At 63.3% G+C, this 15,226-nt stretch carries 22 protein-coding genes and 1 tRNA gene; 13 read left to right on the top strand and 10 right to left on the bottom strand.

The window, feature by feature from the left end:
- Positions 1–4: 4 nt before the first annotated feature.
- From BBD46_RS00340 to BBD46_RS00315, 6 genes are read right to left on the bottom strand one after another with little or no spacing between them, the layout of a single operon-like run.
- Entirely contained in the window at positions 5–430 is a 426-nt protein-coding gene (locus tag BBD46_RS00340) for a 30S ribosomal protein S19 (RefSeq protein WP_071399797.1), read from the bottom strand.
- On the bottom strand, positions 427–1,149 hold the full coding sequence (locus BBD46_RS00335; RefSeq protein ID WP_071399796.1) for a 50S ribosomal protein L2: 723 nt from the start codon (positions 1,147–1,149) through the stop codon (positions 427–429). The genes BBD46_RS00340 and BBD46_RS00335 overlap by 4 nt, the downstream gene beginning before the upstream one ends.
- A 2-nt stretch (positions 1,150–1,151) precedes the next feature.
- A complete protein-coding gene (locus tag BBD46_RS00330) occupies positions 1,152–1,406 on the bottom strand; it encodes a 50S ribosomal protein L23 (RefSeq protein WP_004213654.1) in 255 nt (84 codons plus the stop codon).
- Positions 1,403–2,155, bottom strand: a complete 753-nt coding sequence (rpl4p, locus tag BBD46_RS00325; protein WP_071399795.1) for a 50S ribosomal protein L4 — start codon at positions 2,153–2,155, stop codon at positions 1,403–1,405. Before rpl4p ends, BBD46_RS00330 begins: the two co-directional genes overlap by 4 nt.
- Positions 2,156–2,158: 3 nt before the next feature.
- On the bottom strand, positions 2,159–3,181 hold the full coding sequence (locus BBD46_RS00320; RefSeq protein WP_006651522.1) for a 50S ribosomal protein L3: 1,023 nt from the start codon (positions 3,179–3,181) through the stop codon (positions 2,159–2,161).
- Between the two features lie 4 nt (positions 3,182–3,185).
- Positions 3,186–4,136, bottom strand: coding sequence for a putative RNA uridine N3 methyltransferase (locus BBD46_RS00315; RefSeq protein ID WP_071399794.1), 951 nt, complete (start codon positions 4,134–4,136; stop codon positions 3,186–3,188).
- Positions 4,137–4,424: 288 nt separating this feature from the next.
- Between BBD46_RS00315 and BBD46_RS00310 the strand changes: the two genes are divergently transcribed.
- The 8 genes from BBD46_RS00310 to BBD46_RS00275 all read left to right on the top strand — a co-directional run bounded on the left by BBD46_RS00310 (position 4,425) and on the right by BBD46_RS00275 (position 8,991).
- Positions 4,425–4,495: transfer RNA gene (locus tag BBD46_RS00310), tRNA-Gly, on the top strand.
- A 415-nt stretch (positions 4,496–4,910) separates the two neighbouring features.
- Positions 4,911–5,276 carry a HalOD1 output domain-containing protein gene (locus BBD46_RS00305; protein WP_071399793.1) on the top strand — a complete coding sequence of 122 codons (366 nt, stop codon included), beginning with the start codon at positions 4,911–4,913 and terminating at the stop codon, positions 5,274–5,276.
- A gap of 160 nt (positions 5,277–5,436) precedes the next feature.
- Positions 5,437–5,751, top strand: coding sequence for an MTH1187 family thiamine-binding protein (locus BBD46_RS00300; protein ID WP_071399792.1), 315 nt, complete (start codon positions 5,437–5,439; stop codon positions 5,749–5,751).
- A gap of 85 nt (positions 5,752–5,836) precedes the next feature.
- On the top strand, positions 5,837–6,046 hold the full coding sequence (locus BBD46_RS00295; RefSeq protein WP_071399791.1) for a heavy-metal-associated domain-containing protein: 210 nt from the start codon (positions 5,837–5,839) through the stop codon (positions 6,044–6,046).
- 101 nt (positions 6,047–6,147) lie between these two features.
- Positions 6,148–7,080 (top strand): methenyltetrahydromethanopterin cyclohydrolase, encoded by a 933-nt coding sequence (mch, locus tag BBD46_RS00290; protein ID WP_071399790.1) that lies wholly within the window; start codon positions 6,148–6,150, stop codon positions 7,078–7,080.
- Between the two features lie 98 nt (positions 7,081–7,178).
- Positions 7,179–7,709 (top strand): hypothetical protein, encoded by a 531-nt coding sequence (locus BBD46_RS00285; protein ID WP_071399789.1) that lies wholly within the window; start codon positions 7,179–7,181, stop codon positions 7,707–7,709.
- Between the two features lie 69 nt (positions 7,710–7,778).
- Positions 7,779–8,465 carry an HAD family hydrolase gene (locus tag BBD46_RS00280; protein WP_071399788.1) on the top strand — a complete coding sequence of 229 codons (687 nt, stop codon included), beginning with the start codon at positions 7,779–7,781 and terminating at the stop codon, positions 8,463–8,465.
- A gap of 139 nt (positions 8,466–8,604) precedes the next feature.
- Positions 8,605–8,991 (top strand): hypothetical protein, encoded by a 387-nt coding sequence (locus tag BBD46_RS00275; protein ID WP_071399787.1) that lies wholly within the window; start codon positions 8,605–8,607, stop codon positions 8,989–8,991.
- Here BBD46_RS00275 and BBD46_RS00270 read toward each other — a convergent pair.
- Positions 8,988–9,341, bottom strand: a complete 354-nt coding sequence (locus tag BBD46_RS00270) for a hypothetical protein (RefSeq protein WP_071399786.1) — start codon at positions 9,339–9,341, stop codon at positions 8,988–8,990. The genes BBD46_RS00275 and BBD46_RS00270 overlap by 4 nt on opposite strands.
- Before the next feature lie 143 nt (positions 9,342–9,484).
- Positions 9,485–11,086, bottom strand: coding sequence for a GTPBP1 family GTP-binding protein (locus BBD46_RS00265; protein ID WP_071399785.1), 1,602 nt, complete (start codon positions 11,084–11,086; stop codon positions 9,485–9,487).
- A 137-nt stretch (positions 11,087–11,223) separates the two neighbouring features.
- On the opposite strand from BBD46_RS00265, the gene BBD46_RS00260 reads away from it, so the two are divergent.
- From BBD46_RS00260 to BBD46_RS00250, 3 genes are all read left to right on the top strand, one after another.
- Positions 11,224–11,409 carry a hypothetical protein gene (locus tag BBD46_RS00260; RefSeq protein ID WP_071399784.1) on the top strand — a complete coding sequence of 62 codons (186 nt, stop codon included), beginning with the start codon at positions 11,224–11,226 and terminating at the stop codon, positions 11,407–11,409.
- A 6-nt stretch (positions 11,410–11,415) separates the two neighbouring features.
- Complete coding sequence (locus BBD46_RS00255) at positions 11,416–11,712, top strand: hypothetical protein (RefSeq protein WP_071399783.1); 297 nt, start codon at positions 11,416–11,418, stop codon at positions 11,710–11,712.
- A gap of 167 nt (positions 11,713–11,879) precedes the next feature.
- Positions 11,880–12,506, top strand: a complete 627-nt coding sequence (locus BBD46_RS00250; RefSeq protein ID WP_071399782.1) for an OsmC family protein — start codon at positions 11,880–11,882, stop codon at positions 12,504–12,506.
- A 173-nt stretch (positions 12,507–12,679) separates the two neighbouring features.
- Here BBD46_RS00250 and pyrF read toward each other — a convergent pair whose 3' ends face one another.
- Complete coding sequence (gene pyrF / locus BBD46_RS00245; protein ID WP_071399781.1) at positions 12,680–13,480, bottom strand: orotidine-5'-phosphate decarboxylase; 801 nt, start codon at positions 13,478–13,480, stop codon at positions 12,680–12,682.
- Between the two features lie 171 nt (positions 13,481–13,651).
- On the opposite strand from pyrF, the gene BBD46_RS00240 reads away from it, so the two are divergent.
- Entirely contained in the window at positions 13,652–14,020 is a 369-nt protein-coding gene (locus BBD46_RS00240) for a hypothetical protein (RefSeq protein WP_071399780.1), read from the top strand.
- Positions 14,021–14,111: 91 nt separating this feature from the next.
- Here the strand turns inward: BBD46_RS00240 and BBD46_RS00235 are convergent, their stop codons facing one another.
- On the bottom strand, positions 14,112–14,594 hold the full coding sequence (locus BBD46_RS00235; RefSeq protein ID WP_071399779.1) for a VOC family protein: 483 nt from the start codon (positions 14,592–14,594) through the stop codon (positions 14,112–14,114).
- 210 nt (positions 14,595–14,804) lie between these two features.
- On the opposite strand from BBD46_RS00235, the gene BBD46_RS00230 reads away from it, so the two are divergent.
- Positions 14,805–15,173 carry a methylglyoxal synthase gene (locus tag BBD46_RS00230; RefSeq protein ID WP_071399778.1) on the top strand — a complete coding sequence of 123 codons (369 nt, stop codon included), beginning with the start codon at positions 14,805–14,807 and terminating at the stop codon, positions 15,171–15,173.
- Positions 15,174–15,226 lie beyond the last annotated feature (53 nt).

The following is a 15,226-nucleotide window of genomic DNA, read 5'->3' as shown; positions in this document are numbered from 1 at the left end:
TGGATCACTTCAGTGGGACGAACTTCGACGAGCGAGTTGCACCGATTCCTGCCTGTCCGTGCTCGACGGACGTGCGGGTCAGCTGGAACTCGCCGAGATAGTGTCCGATCATCTCGGGCTCGACGCGAACGCGCTCGAAGGACTGGCCGTTGTAGACCTCGAAGGTCAGTCCGACGAACTCCGGCAGCACCGGCATGTCGCGCAGGTGCGTGCGGATCGGCGCGTTTGCCGTCTCCTGCTCGTCTTTGCCGCGGGCCTTCTCCAGGAGCTTCTGCTTCTCAACGGAGAGACCGCGCGTGATACTTCGCCGCTTGCGTGCGGGCAGCAGTTCCGCAACCTCTTCGAGCTCCAGATCCTGCAGCTCGTCGAGCGTGTGACCGCGGTAGGTGAACTCCTCACCCTCACGGCCGGTTCGGTACTCCTGACTCATTTGTTTCCACCTCGTCCGGTACGGCGCGAGGAGATGTCACCGACCTTCCGCCCTGGCGGGGCATCCCGCGAGACGGACTTCGGTTTGCCGGGGTGCTGGCGGCCGCCACCACCGAATGGGTGATCGACGGCGTTCATCGCAACACCGCGGACGCGAGGCCACTTCGTGCCTCGGGCCTTCATCTTGTGGTACTTGTTCCCTGCCTTGACCATCGGCTTCTCCGTGCGACCGCCACCGGCGACGACGCCGATGGTTGCACGACACTGCGGATCGAGGCGCTTGACCTCGCCGCTTGGGAGCTGGATGACCGCAGCGTTGCGGTCGTGGGTGATCAGGTCCGCGTTGACACCCGACGAACGGGCGAACTTACCGCCGTCGCCCGGGTTTGCCTCGACGTTACAGACCGGGACACCCTCCGGAATCTCTGCGAGTGGGAGCGTGTTCCCGGCCTTGATCTCGGCCGAGACACCAACCTGCAGCTCCTCGCCGACCGAGATACCCTCGGGGGCGAGCACGAGCCGCTGGTCGTCGTCTTCGAACTCAACGGCTGCGACGGGTGCAGAGCGGGCTGGGTCGTGTTCGATGTCCACGACAGTCCCGCGGATCACGTCGTCGTCTTCCTCTTTCTTGTGGTCGAGCTTCGCCTTGTATCGGTGCGACGGGGCACGGAACGTGGAGGTACCGCGACCACGTCGTTGTCCGAGAATGCGTCGTCCCATCGTTAGAACACCCCGATGCGCGAGGCGACTTCCTGGGCGTCGTCATCCTCGGCGAGTTTGACGATTGCCTTCTTTTTGCCCTTCATCGTTACCTGTGTGTTAATGTCCGTGACCGAGACCTCGAAGCGCTCTTCGACTTCGTCGCGGATCTCGGGCTTGGTGGCGTCGGGATTGACGACGAACTGGAGCTTGTTCTCGAAGTCCATGTCGTTCATCGCCTTCTCCGTCACGAGCGGGTGTTCGATCAGTGTGCTCATCGGTCTGCCACCTCCTCGAGTGCGCTTTCGGTCCAGACGGTCAGTCGACCTGGCTGTGCGCCAGGGGCAAGATCTTCCGCGTTGACCTCGGCGGCCGTCGCGACGTCTGCGCCAGCGAGGTTCCGGGCCGCACGGGACGGGCCGGTCTCGCTCGACGTGACGAAGAGGATCGATGTCGGCGTCTTGTACTTCCGGCCACGGGCTTTCCCCTGTCCGGCGCGGACGCTTCGACCCTCGTCTGCGCGCTCGATGTCGGCCTCAAGGCCTGTTGCCTCGAGGAACTCGACGACCTCCTGTGTCTTGTGGAGGTCTTCGAACTCGTCGGAGACGACGACCGGAATCTCGGCGTCGTCATCGAACGCGTGACCGCGCTCGGCGACGATTTCGGCGTCGGTCGTCGCAGCGATAGCGCTGCGGACGGCCAGTTTCTTCTCTTTCGTGTTGATCGATTCAGACCAGTCCTTCTCGGCCTTCGGCGGGTGACCCTTGCGACCCTTGACAGCCTGCGGGACGCGTCGTGCGCGTCCATCCTGTCGTGGGACGTGGGCCATGCCGCGGCCGCTGCCGAACGATTCGGCCGGCGTTCGCTTGCCGGCGAACTCGTCGGCACCGTAGTCCTGTTTGCGGTTTGCCTGGGCGACGCGAACGGCGCGGGCGATCAGGTCCGGGCGGTACTGCGTGTCGAAGACCGCCGGGAGGTCGACCGAACCCGCGTCGGAGCCGTCCAGGTCTCGTACTGTTGCTTCCATGTGTTATCCCTGGTTAGATGCGGTGGAGACGTAGCGAACCTCGGGATCGAGGCGTGGCTGGTCTCCAGGTCGGATCGCCGGGCGGAAGCGCACGAGGCGCTTGTTCGGCCCGGGGAGCGAGCCCTTGATCAGCACGTGCGGTCCGTCGACTTCGCCGTAGTTGACGAAGCCGCCGTCGACCGTCGCGTCGGCACCGTCGCCGATATCGACGAGGCGCTTGTTCAGTTCCGTCCGCTGGTGGTAGCCGGTCTGTCCCTGCTGTGGGACCGTCGACCGGACGCGGGACGGGTTCCAGGGGCCAAGGTTGCCAATGCGGCGGCGCCATCCCTGCCGGGCGTGCTTGCCCTTGCGCTTCTGGACGCCCCAGCGTTTGACGGGACCCTGGGTCCCCTTTCCTTTGGTGACACCGCTGGCGTCGACGTACTCGCCGGCGCGGAACACGTCGTTCATGACGTGCTCGCCACCGTCTTCCTCGACCAGTTCGAGGGCGTAGTCGACGCGCTCCTCAACAGAGCCGCCGCCGACGCGCGTCTCCATCACGTCCGGTTTCTTCTTCGGCATCGAGGGAACGTCCCCCGGAACCGTGTGCGTGATGACGCGAACGTCGTCGACGCGTCCCTCCTCGAGGAGTCCGCGGAGCTCGTCCGCGGCAGCGTCGGTGTCATAGTCGTCACCGGGAAGGTCGAGGACGCGGTCGAGTTCAGGAACGAACTCGTCGGTCCAGACTTCGGTGACCGGTTGCTTACCGTATGGCGTGTCTTCGTACGCACGCAGGGCGACGGCGCGCATTGGCGGCGTCTCCACGATCGTGACGGGAACGGTCTCTTCCATTCCCTCGGTCGGCGAATTCGACTTGTCGTCGACCATCACAACGTGGGTCATGCCGGCCTTGTAGCCCGCGAAGCCCTGGAGCGTCGGCTGTCCGTCGTCGTCCGGCCACGAGTTAAAGCGCGGAACCTCCGAGGAGGCGCGCTGTCGTGGGCCGAACCCGAGTGAGCCTTTGCGTGGTGCGTTTGGTTGTGGCATTCTATCACTCTCTGAGTGAGAGGGGAGCGAGCGTCGCGAACAGAGCTTCTTCCGTTCGCACGACGTCGCTTCCCTGGTCCGGAACCGTGTTCAGCCAGAGGTCGAACCCTCCTGGATCGGCTGCATCTGCATCGGTCTCTGCAGCGACAGTATCGTCGTCGCCGGCTGCCGATGTGGGTTCGACTCCGTCTTCGTCCCCGGCAAGCCACGATGGCCATGCCGACAACGACTCGACGGTGGTATCCTCGAGTTCGAGGATGGCAGGCAGCCCTCTTTCGGGCGCACCGAACGCGATTGTGTATCCGTCGCGGGTAGTATCGCGTTCTGTGTGTCCGGCCAGCGTTCCAAGCCGCCCGACGGTGAGTTCTGCACCGAATCGGGAAGCCGCAATTCGAACGCCGGCGTCCTCACGGCTGAGAGCCGCCTGAAGGTCCGTCCGCTCGACGGTAAGCCCCGGGAGGGGCTCGTCGACGAGTTTCGCCCGGACCGGTCGTCGCGAAGAGATCCTGATAGTCACGCGCTCTCCCTCGGAGACCGCCATTTTCGGCGGTACGTTGAGGGAGATCGGGTGTTGCAAGCCGCAATTGACCCGCACGCGTTGATCAGGTCCGACCTCGGTCACGATCCCTTGTCTTAACGACCCCGAACCGTCTGATTCGGAGCCGGTCTGTGACGTGGCGCGGAGCGGGGGCAGTACGCCCACATACTCCAGTTCGTCGCGCATCCCCCATGCCTCGTTGCGGAGGTATGGGGGCGTTGCGGCGTATCGCAAGACGGTGCTTACGAATCCGTCGCCGAATCGCCCCGTGTCGCCTTCCCGATCTGGGTAGACGATGAGGCGGTCAACACGGAAGATCGTCGCCGCGCGGGCGACGTATCCGAGCTTGCGAGTTGCCTCGCGTTTGTCCTCGGCCTCCCGAGTGAGCGACGACGGCACGAGTACGCTGACGGTCATGCCGTGACGCTTCGGCGCCGCGTCACTAGACTGTAGCGATGTGTTGCGCTCAAGGTCTTAAAAGAATAGCGGATTCGATTGCGGCTGTGAACGGCTCACACTCGTGAATTCGTGCCGAACAGGCACACACTTGGTTTCGGTGAGTAGTTGCCTCAGTTATCCATCTCGGAAAATATTTCCGCAATCGGGTGGCCCGAGCCAAGAATCTCGTCATGGGCAGGCATGCCGATGCCGGATCGATTCGCAACCCTTATACATCCATCCGGCAGTAGGTGTAAGTGCAGCAGGGCGCTGGTAGTGTAGTGGTATCACGTGACCTTGCCATGGTCACAACCTGGGTTCAAATCCCAGCCAGCGCACTTCTCCGAACACAACATCACGAGCACTGCGTAGCAGTGCGAGTACTCGTGTTCGGAGAAATCGTTCTTGGATTTGAACGAGAGAAGTCACAGCCCGCACAGCGAACGGAGTGAGACGACCATCTATCCGTGGTTCAAATCCCAGCCAGCGCAGTGTTCTGACGGAGGCTGTTCATCCAACTGCCGGTTTGTACTCCATCTGCACCAGCCGCGAACTCCGCTTCTGCCCTCTGCTCAGTCCGAAACCAACTCGAGTACGGTGTCTCAAAACCCGCCAGTCCTCGCCTGGCGAGAGGCCCACGGAAACGAACCAGTCAGCAGCACATGTGGTCAGGAATGTCAACCGATATCACGACCGAGTGAGTTTTATGCCAGAACGAGATACGAGGGTATAGACGACCGCACCACTTCTCCTATGCAAACGGAATGCTCACCCGCAGACGGCGCGGCCGATCACCAGTACGACCAGACGAACGACCGGTACGTCTTCCAGCACGACCCCGACGGAACCGCGTTAATCACGACGACGATCGTCCACGCGCTCTCGTCGATCGCGGACACCGACGTGTCTCAGGGGGAGTTCTCCCTGTACGATAGCGTCGATCCAGACGCGCTCAACCGGCTGTTCGCGTCGAAGGCAGATGGCACCGAGCGATCCGGCGGCCACGTCGCGTTCACGGCACTCGAGCACGAGGTGTACGTGTACGCGAACGGTGACGTGATTATCTACCCGCCCTCGGAGGCGAGTGCAGGTCGGCCACGACCGCAGCCACAGCGCTAACGCGCCGCTGGGTTGTGGGCGGTATGGGCGGTATTCTGGTGCGTTTTTTGAAGCCAGGAGTGACAGTCAGATCAACGGCAGACCCGTGAGTGGCCACACGGTTCCAAGTTCCAAGGGGACGGTTTTAGGATAACACCGAACGTGGTGAGAGACAACCGCTATGACCGTAATCGCACTCCTGAGCGTTGCACCGGTAATCGAAGACAGCATGTCCGCGGAGGTCGCGAAGGCAGTCGACGCACTCGAGGAGTACGACGTCGAGTACGAGACGAATCCGATGGGGACCGTGATCGAAGCCGAGAGCACGGACGAACTCTTTGCGGCGGCGCAGGCGGCACACGATGCTGTCGACGGAGATCGTGTGAGCACCGTGCTGAAAATCGATGATAAGCGCACGCGTGAGGTGACCGCGGCCGAGAAGGTCGATGCCGTCGCGGCCGAGTTGGGACGGGAACCGACGAACACGGACGAGTAGGGCCGACAGACGAGGAGGATCACTAGCTGGAGGAGACCACCGCTGTGAGCGCAAGGTTCAACCAGAACTGGCACAAACGACGCGTATGGAACAGACGACACTCGAGGTAACCGGCATGTCCTGCGGGGGCTGCGAATCGAACGTTATCGACGCCGTCGAGTCGCTCGAGGGCGTTTCGTCCGTGACGGCGAACCACGAGGCAGACGAGGTCCGCGTCGAACACGACGACGCGGCTATCGACGAGTCTACAATTGCGGACACCATCGCCGACGCTGGCTACGAGCCAGCGGCCTGACATCAATTCACTGCGACAACCCCTCCGTCCGCACCGAGCGTCTGACGCAAGTCAGACTGGAACTGGCAAACTGTTTTATGCCGGACGCTGAAGCGTAGCCTATGGAGAGTCTCAACCGAATGGCGATCGAGTTGGTCGACGAAGCCCTCGAGTACGCCGAGGAACTCAACATCGGCGGCTACGATCTCGACACCGAGTCGACCGTGCTCGACTTCGGACTCGAGTTCGACGGTGGGATCGAGGCGGGATTGTTGCTGACGGAGATTCAGACGGCGGGGCTAGCGACGCCGAGCTACGAACTGGGCGAACTCGGCGGTGCGACGATCCCGTACATTGAGCTGGCGACCGACCAGCCAGCGCTCTCGTTGCTCTGTTCGCAGAAAGCCGGCTGGGAGCTCATCACTGAGGACTTCGAGGGGCTCGGCAGCGGGCCTGCACGGGCGCTCGTCGCCGAGGAGGAGGAGTTCCGCCGCGTCGGCTACACGGACGCGTTCGACCTGACGGCACTCGCCGTCGAGACCGAAGATCACCCGACCGAGTCCGCAGCCGAACAGGTCGCCGAGCTCGCGGAAGTCGAGACGAGCAGCGTCTTCCTGCTCGCCTACCCGACAGCGAGCCTCGCCGGGAGTATCACGAACGCCGCACGCGCGGCCGAGCTTGCGACGTTCCGGCTCGCCGAACTGGGGTACGACCTGCACGATATCGTCTCGGCGACGGGCCGCGCGCCGGTTGCACCAGTGCCCGAGGACGAGCGGACGGCCATCGCGCGCACGAACGATGCAATCGCCTACGGCGGCTCGGCACATATCACCGTTCGCGAGGACGCGGACATCTTCGACTCGGTGCCGTCGACGGCCGCCGACGAGCACGGCAGGCCGTTCGGCGATATCTTCGACGACCTCGACTGGGACTTCGAGGAAGTGCCCTCGGATCTGTTCGCACCCGCGACGGTGACGATCGACGTGCTCGGCGGCCCAACCTATGTCCACGGCGAGCGCGACGAGGAGCTCGTTGCCGAGTCGTTCGACCTCTGAGCAGCCACGCGCACGAACACAGCCACACTCACCCACACTCACCCACGCTCATCCGCGCCCACACTCGCTGAACCTGCTCCAACACCACAACACAGCACATGTCCCTCACGTTCAAACCGATTCCAGAGCCACCCCACGACGCTGCGGACGTACTCGAGTCCATCGCCACAGTCCGGGCCACCCTTCCGGCCACGGAGGCCGAGGCGGCAGACACGCCGGACTGTTGTGCGCGGGTGCTGGATCGGAGTAACGAGAGCGCGGGGAGACAAATTCAGATCCGAGACCGCGACGACGCCGCAACCTGGCTCACCTTCCTTCGCGCGCTCGAACTCGCCGTTGACGGAGCGGAAGGCTATCGCCGGGCAGAACAGAAACTCGAGTTGGCCCCGATCCAGACGGCGTTTCAGGACCGTGTCCACGGCGCTCAGACAGTACTCGACGTACTCGGCGCTGCTGCCGAACCGCTGTCAGCGGCGACCGTCACGGAACGCGTCGATGCAGCCTCGCGCCGACCGGTGCAACGGGAGCGCGTGGGGAGGGTACTCGAGTGGGCTGCGCTACTCGAACTCGCGGAGCAGGTTACAAGCGAGGACGAACCCCGGTACCAGATCAGTACCGCCACACCGTAGGCTGGGATCGAGCGTGGACGTCGATCGGAGACAGCGCGTTTTATCGGGACCCGCGACAATTCAGCAGCCGTGACTGAGACGAACGATACCGACGTCGTCTGTTTCGATCTCGACGACACACTGTGTACCTACAGCCAGGACGGCGAGGAGGTACTCGCGGCGGCGTTCGAGCGCGCCGGCGTCGCGCAGTGCTGGGACATCGGCGCGTACTACGACCGCTACCGCGACTACCTCGCGGACAGTACGGATATTCTCGACCTTCGACGGCAGTGTTTCGGCGATCTAACCGTCACCGCGGGCCACGACCGCGCAGCGGGCGAGGCAGTCGCGGATGCGTTCGAGGAACTTCGCGACCAGGAGCGCATCGAACCCTTGCCAGGGGCACGGCAGGTCGTCGACCAACTCGCTGGAGAGTACCGGCTCGGGCTGATCACGAACGGCCCACCCAAAATGCAGCGGACGAAACTCGAGGCGATCGGTCTCGACGACCGGTTCGAGACCGTCGTCTGCGCTGGCTACGACACAGCGCCGAAACCCGCGGCCGAACCGTTCGACCTCGCACTGGAGCAACTCGAGTCCACGCCGGAGCGTGCGGTTTACATCGGGAACTCGCTCTCGTCGGACATCGCGGGCGCTCGGACAGCTGGACTGCGGTCGGTGTGGATTCCAGCGACCGACGACGCGCCGTCGGAGCCGACTCCCGAACCCACGCACACGCTAGGCTCGCTCGAAGAGTTGGCGACGACGCCGTGGTGAGTCCGAAGTCCGGAGTCTGAGGTCCGGGGTCTGAAGTCCGGGATTCACCGTCACTTGCTAGCGTTGCGTCGACGTTTCAGAGCCAGGAGCAGGAACCAGGAATCGGCCGACTTTACTCGATTGCTGCGCAGATCACACTATGACCAACCACGCGATCAACTTCCAGTCCGTCGTCGACGAAATCCGTGAGACTGGGAGGACAGACGGCCCTGAGCCGTCGCTCGTCACCGTCGACGCACCCGACGTGATCGACGTCTGCCGACAGTTGTTCGACGCACTCGAGTCACGGACCGACCCGACCACCTGCGAGTTCTACCTCCATCCGAACAATCGGCGGGTACTCGAGCGCCGCCTGCTGGCCGATGAGCTCGCGGTCGAGTCGATGCCGTTTCTCGAACGCCAGCTCTGGACGGATGTTTCGATGCCGGAGGACGTGATTCTCTTCATGCACCCGGATGCGGTGACGTTGGGTGGAACGGTAATCGGTGATCACCCGGTGGGAGTGGGTCGGATCGGGGACGATTAGCTCGACTGGTGGGGTTGCTGATCGTGGGTCTCGTGCGGATCCTGACGGTCGTGTCGACCGCCGTGATCCTCGTAGTAATCGATGAGCAGCGTCCCGCCACGAACGATGATATAGAGCAACGACGTGAGCACCGCCAGCGGAACGACAAGACTCCAGAAACCGGTTATCGGCTGGACAAACGCGGGCGCAGGAGGCGCGACGAATCCGAGCAGTTCGAAGGGAACGAAGAAGATCCTGATCGCGATCGTCATGACAGTGGTGACGGCGACCCAGAACAGGAAGATGCCAAAGAGGACGACCGATTCACTGATCGCCCACCACAGTCGATCCGACGGGGAGTCAGGGAGCATGGCCGAACGAGGTGGCAGCTAGTCGAAAAGTGTGTCGGAACAGAACGATGGGGCCGCGGGGTGACCGTGTTCCGGTGACGTGTGCGGATGCCATGCGCGGATGTCGTGTTCGGGTAGTGTACCCGCGTGGTATGCGAGCGGTACTACTCGAGTGGCTGGACGTCAGTGACCGTCCCGACGCCCTTACTCCGGCCCTCGCGGAAGACGAACTTCTGGCCCTCCTCGACGAGGTACGGTCGGAATTTGAACCGGACGCTGGTCTCGCCCGTATCGCCCGGAAGCAGCCGGCCTTCGTCGGGGTGGAACGCGGCTGCCTCGCCGATCGTCTCGAGGTGGACGACGGGTTCGTAGCCGTCGCCGATCCGGGTCGGGTGGTTGAGTACCATGACTTCGGCCTCGAACTCGCGGACTGGGTCCGGATCGGCGTCCTGTGGTAGGAGGACCATCCCGCGTTCGATTGCGCTCTCTTTGATGCCCTTGAGCGCGATGCCGACGATGCGGCCGGCCTGGGCCTGGTCAACCCGGTGGTAGTGCATCTCGATCGAGCGGACTTCGACTTCCTGGAAGCGGCCGTCAGGCATCGGACCGATCAGGAGTTCGTCGCCGGCCTCGACTTCGCCGGATTTGATAGTTCCCGAGGCGACTGCGCCGACGCCGGTCACCGAGTAGCTGCGGTCGACGTACATCCGGAACTCGCCGGTGTCCTGCGAGGTCTTGGGGAGTCGGTCGAAGAGTTCGTCGAGCGTATCGAGACCGTCCATCGTAATGGCGCTGGTCTCGACGATCGGAACGACGCGCTCGCCGATCTCCTCGATTGCGGTGTCGACGCCGTGGCGGGCGACGCGAAGCGGCGACTTCTCGACCTCCCGGAGAAGGTCCTCGACCTCGCGTTCGACTTCCTCGACGCGCTCCTCGCTGACGGCGTCGGTCTTCGTGATCGCGACGATCGTCGGGAGTTCGGTCGCGAGCAGGACGCCGAGGTGTTCGCGGGTCGTACGGGTCGGGCCGTCGTCGGCAGCGACGACCAGTAGTCCGTAGTCGAGTTTCTGCCCGACGAGCCCGCGAATCGTCGTTCGGAGCCACGGCTCGTGGCCGACGGTGTCGACGAACGAGACGAGGCGGTCTGCCTCCTCGACGACGCCTGCACGGTCTGCCTTCCGGTTCGGGTTGCGGACGCGGACGGGACCATCCTCGTCGAAGCCGTAAACCGCGTAGGAGAGGTCAGCCGAGAGCCCGCGCTCGACTTCGTGCGGCTGTACGTCGAGATACGCACGCGTTGCGCCGTCGCCGTCGTCCGGGTTCCCGGTGACGAGCGAGCCGACGAGCGTGCTCTTGCCGTGGTCGACGTGTCCTGCAGTACCGACGACGACGTGTTCGTCGTCCGTCTCGAGGACGCTGCCTTCGTTGATCGTTGCAACGCCGACGAGGCCCTGGTTGACACCCCAGGTCTGGACGTCATCGATGTGTGCGTCGGCCTCCTCGGCGAGCAACGAGAGAACGTCCATCGTCTCGGAGAAGGTATCGGGGTCGATGCCGGCGAGTCCGCCGTCGTCCGTCACGCCGACGACGTAGGTCGCCTCTCCGTCACCGGAGAGCAATCGGTGTCGAAGTTGGGCGGCCAGGCTCTCGCGTCGCCCACTCTCGAGATGAACGTCACGTGAAAGCCGTTCCTTGAACTCGACGCTGCCACCGTCCTGTTCGCCACGGTCCAGGGCTCGCTCGAGAAGAGCCCGGTCACGGCTCATACCAACCGGTAGCGGGCCACACGGCAAAAGCCTTCTCGTCTCTAGTTACCATTCCACATACCAAACATCGATGTATGTCACCCTCGAGAGGCTGACGCCGGCTCCAGTTTCAAGGTACTCGAGCCCCTACTGTCCGTATGAGCGTCAGCGGCCTCTGTCAGATCTGCGAATCGCGTCCGGCCCAGGAGCGCTGTGACAACTGCGGCACGCTCGCCTGCGAACAGCACTACGAGCGCGGGAAGGGCCTCTGTGCCGACTGTGCAGCACAGGCCGAGCCAGGACGGGATCCGAACTCGGATGACGTGGATATTCACCGGTTTTGAGACACCATGACCTCGATTCGTAACCAACTCGAGTCCGCCGTCGGCGTCGGCGAGCGGTTCCGCGTCGCTCTCGAGGAGCGCGATGGGGAGTTCGTCGCAGCCCATCCACTCGAGTCTAGTCCGCTTCCGATCGTCGTCGGTGAGAAACTGCCAGCGGAGCTGGATGCGAAAGCCGAGGCAGCCGCCGTGCCGATCGAGGTCACGGTCGAGATTACCGATCGGGTACGCGATGGACGCGTGGTTGGTCGGGTTGTCGAGTGGGAGGAAGGACGAGACGTGCGAGAAGAGCAATTTCGAATCTGACCGACTGCGAGTAACGAGAGTTCCGTACGGAACCGACACCGACGCGACATCCACGGGAGACGATCCGGCGCGAAACGCACCGCGAGGCGGTCATCCGGTCGAAAGCCGCGCAGTCGCGCCGTCGCTCCTTTATTTTCGACCGACGCGTATCGCAGTTGGTGAATCCGATGGGAACGAACACCAACCAACGACGACCGACACGAGCGACGACTGGTATCGACCACGGCGTCGATACCGCCGCACACGCGGACTTCATCGACTGGCTCGCCGCAAACCCGACCGACGGCATGCTCGAGTTCCGCGCAACCGGTGCCAGCGAGAGCGTCACCAACCGAACGACCGCCACGATCGGCATGTGGGAACTTGGCGGCGAGGAAATGGGTGGCGACCGCGAACACACACTCGAGTTCGGACTGCCGCCGGAGCTCGAAGATGCGATGGGGTATCTCGAGCCGACGGACCGCTACGAAGCCATCGAGGGGGCACTGGCAGCCCTGACGGCCTGTATCAACGGCACGATCGGTTACAACGCGATCCGTGAAGGGATCGCAATCGAGGACGTGACGACGACAGTCCGTGCACCCGTGGATCTCCGGATGCTGTTCGGGATCCACGATCTCGACAGGGCCGACGAGATGTACGGTGAACTCGAGATCGAGGTCGACGTGACGGGGGATCTGACGGCAGAAGAACAAGCCGCCGTACAGGCGTATCCGCAGCGCTCACCGGTGTATACGCTCATCACGCTCGCACAGCCGAATACGCCGACTGTCGAGGTTCGGTCACCTGCGTGATCGGGTTTGCGACGGCGGTCCCCGGTTTCGTTTTTGCGGAGTCGTGGCGGTGAGTCAGCCCACTGCAGTTCAGTGTGGTGCAGTGTGGTGCAGTGTGGTGCAGTGTGGTGCAGTGTGGTGCAGTGTGGTTCGGTGTGGCTCGGTCTGGTTCAGTACAGTCTGTCTGGTATAACTCAGTCCCGGTACTGATTGAGCCGCTTCTTGAGCCGCTTCGCCGCCTGGCCGCTCGCTGCGGCGAACTCCTCGCCGTCGTGTTCGCCTGCAAAGATAATGCCACGCGAGGAGTTCACCAGCCCGACACCGTTCGCCAACCCGAACTCGACGGCTGCCTCGGCGTCGCCGCCCTGTGCGCCCACGCCAGGGACGAGGAACGGCAGGTCGGGCACCTGCTCGCGGAGCTCTTCGAGTTCCGCTGGTTTCGTCGCGCCGACGACGAGGCCGACGTTGTCGTTCTCGTTCCAGAGATCTGCGAGCGCGGCGACGCGCTCGTACACTGGCTCACCGGACTCGAGTTCGAGATCCTGGATGTCCGCGCCGCCGGGGTTCGACGTGCGACAGAGGACGAAGACGCCCGATTCCTCGTCGGCGAGGAATGGTTGGAGGGAATCCCGCCCCATGTACGGGTTGACCGTGATCGCGTCGACTTTCTCGAGAATCTGGGCGTACTGGCGGGTCGTGTTCCCGATATCCGCGCGCTTGGCGTCGAGCAGGACGGGGACGTTCTTGCCGTGGGCGTAGGCGATGGTCTCCTCGAGCGCGGCCCAGCCGTCGGGGTCCTCGTAGAAGGCGGCGTTCGGTTTGTAGATTGCAGTGTGTTCGTGGGTTGCGTCGATGATGCGGCGATTGAACGCCCATCGCGGGAGATCGTAGTCGGCGAGGTGGTCGGGAATGCGAGACGGGTCTGGATCGAGGCCGACGCTGACGACGCTGTCGACCGTTCGGATGCGGTCGTGCAGGCGGTCGAAGAAGTTCATGCACGCGAGTGGCTCCGCGGAGGTGGAAAAACTTCCTATCCGGCCCCAACACGGCGAACGAGAACGACGAGGCGGTGTGCAATCGATATGCAGTGAGTGGACGGGTCACACGGTCGGCCACCAAATATTTTAGACGGCATCTACTTCGGGGTCATTCTACATACACCATGTATGGACATTCGCCGGAAGATGAAGCCGTTGTTGCAGTTCGGTCGCGTTCGTGACCACGTACAGTCGACACTTCGGCGTGGGACGGGCCCCAGTACCGGCACACAACTCACGACGCGGGCTGGCGGGACGGCACAGTCCGACACTGATAGCGGAACCAGTTTCGGAATCAGGTCACTGCTCGGCGGCACTGATTCCACCGAGACGCCGTCGCCGGAAGCAGAATCCTCCGCCGACTCGAGAACCGGCGCGAGCGGCAACCTGTTCCAGTGTTCGACGTGCAAGGCGGTCTACATCGCCGAGGAGAAGGAAACCTGTCCCTCCTGTGAGACCGACGTCGAACAGGTCCGGTCGACGTTCGAACGTGAGTAACGCGCTGTCTGCTTAGGCTCTCTCCTGGGTCCCAGTGGCTGTCTCTGTGTTTGGTGATCGAGACTCGGCTACCGGCCACGATCATTGTTGCTCAGGACTCGAGTACTTCGACGAGATTCCCCTCCGGATCGCGCAGGAAGAGAATCGTCGTTCCGCTGTCGGTCGTTCGGGGCTCGCTCAGTGTCGTGACGTCGTCGTCGAGGGTCGCGTAGAACGAGTCGAGATCGTCGACCTGGAGGCCGACGTGCGTCGCACCAGGCTGATTGAGCCCTGCGGTTGGTGCGTCTCGAGCGGCAGGTTCGAACGAAACGAGTTCGATGCGGGAGCCGTGCCCGCCCTCGCCTTCGAGATGGACGAACGTGCCGCTCGCGTCTGCAACGTTTATCGCAGCGGCAAGTTCGTCACCGGCGACACTGAACTCGTCGACGACCGTAAGGCCGAGATCGTCGCGGTAGAACGGAAGGACGGTGTCGAGATTGTCGACGGTGATGCCGACGTGGTGGGCGTCGGGCTTTGAGGACGGCGCATCAGCTGGCGTCGATGGCGACGATGATGGTGGTGATGGCGCTGGCATAGCGAAAGCCGGACAGCCCGTGCGGAAAAACGTTCGCCTCCGTCGTTGCCGTCCCCGCGTTCGACGCACGCGGGTCTATCACAGTACGTCGAGCCAGTCACAGCTACCCGAATCAGTCACATTAGTCACACCTACCCAGAGCAATCACATCTACCTAGACCGCTCACATGCGAGTGAGCGACTTACCCGTCAAGCGGTCGACCACGCCGTATGGGCCGCATCGCACTGATCGCTCACGACGAGAAGAAACCCACACTGATCGAGTTCGCCACCCGCTACGAGCCGACACTCACCGACTGCGACCTCGTCGCGACCGGGACGACCGGCAAACGACTCCAGGAGGAAACCAATCTCGAGGTCGAGCGCAAGGAGTCCGGCCCCTACGGCGGCGACCTGATGATCGGCGGCGAAGTCGCCGCGGACGAACTCGACGGTATCGTCTTCCTGCGCGACCCGCTCCGCGCCCAACCCCACGAGCCGGACATCTCTGCACTGTTGCGGATCTGTGACGTCCACGACGTTCCGCTCGCGACCAACCTCTCCTCGGCGGAGTTGCTAGTCGAGGGGTTACTCGAGTAGTCACTGGCTGACTGGTAGACCAGGTGTTATCGGCGCATGCGTGCAGCGCGAAC

The organism is Natrialba sp. SSL1, assembly GCF_001861355.1.
Lineage (GTDB): Archaea > Halobacteriota > Halobacteria > Halobacteriales > Natrialbaceae > Natrialba.
This window is presented reverse-complemented; position numbering and strand designations above follow the sequence as displayed.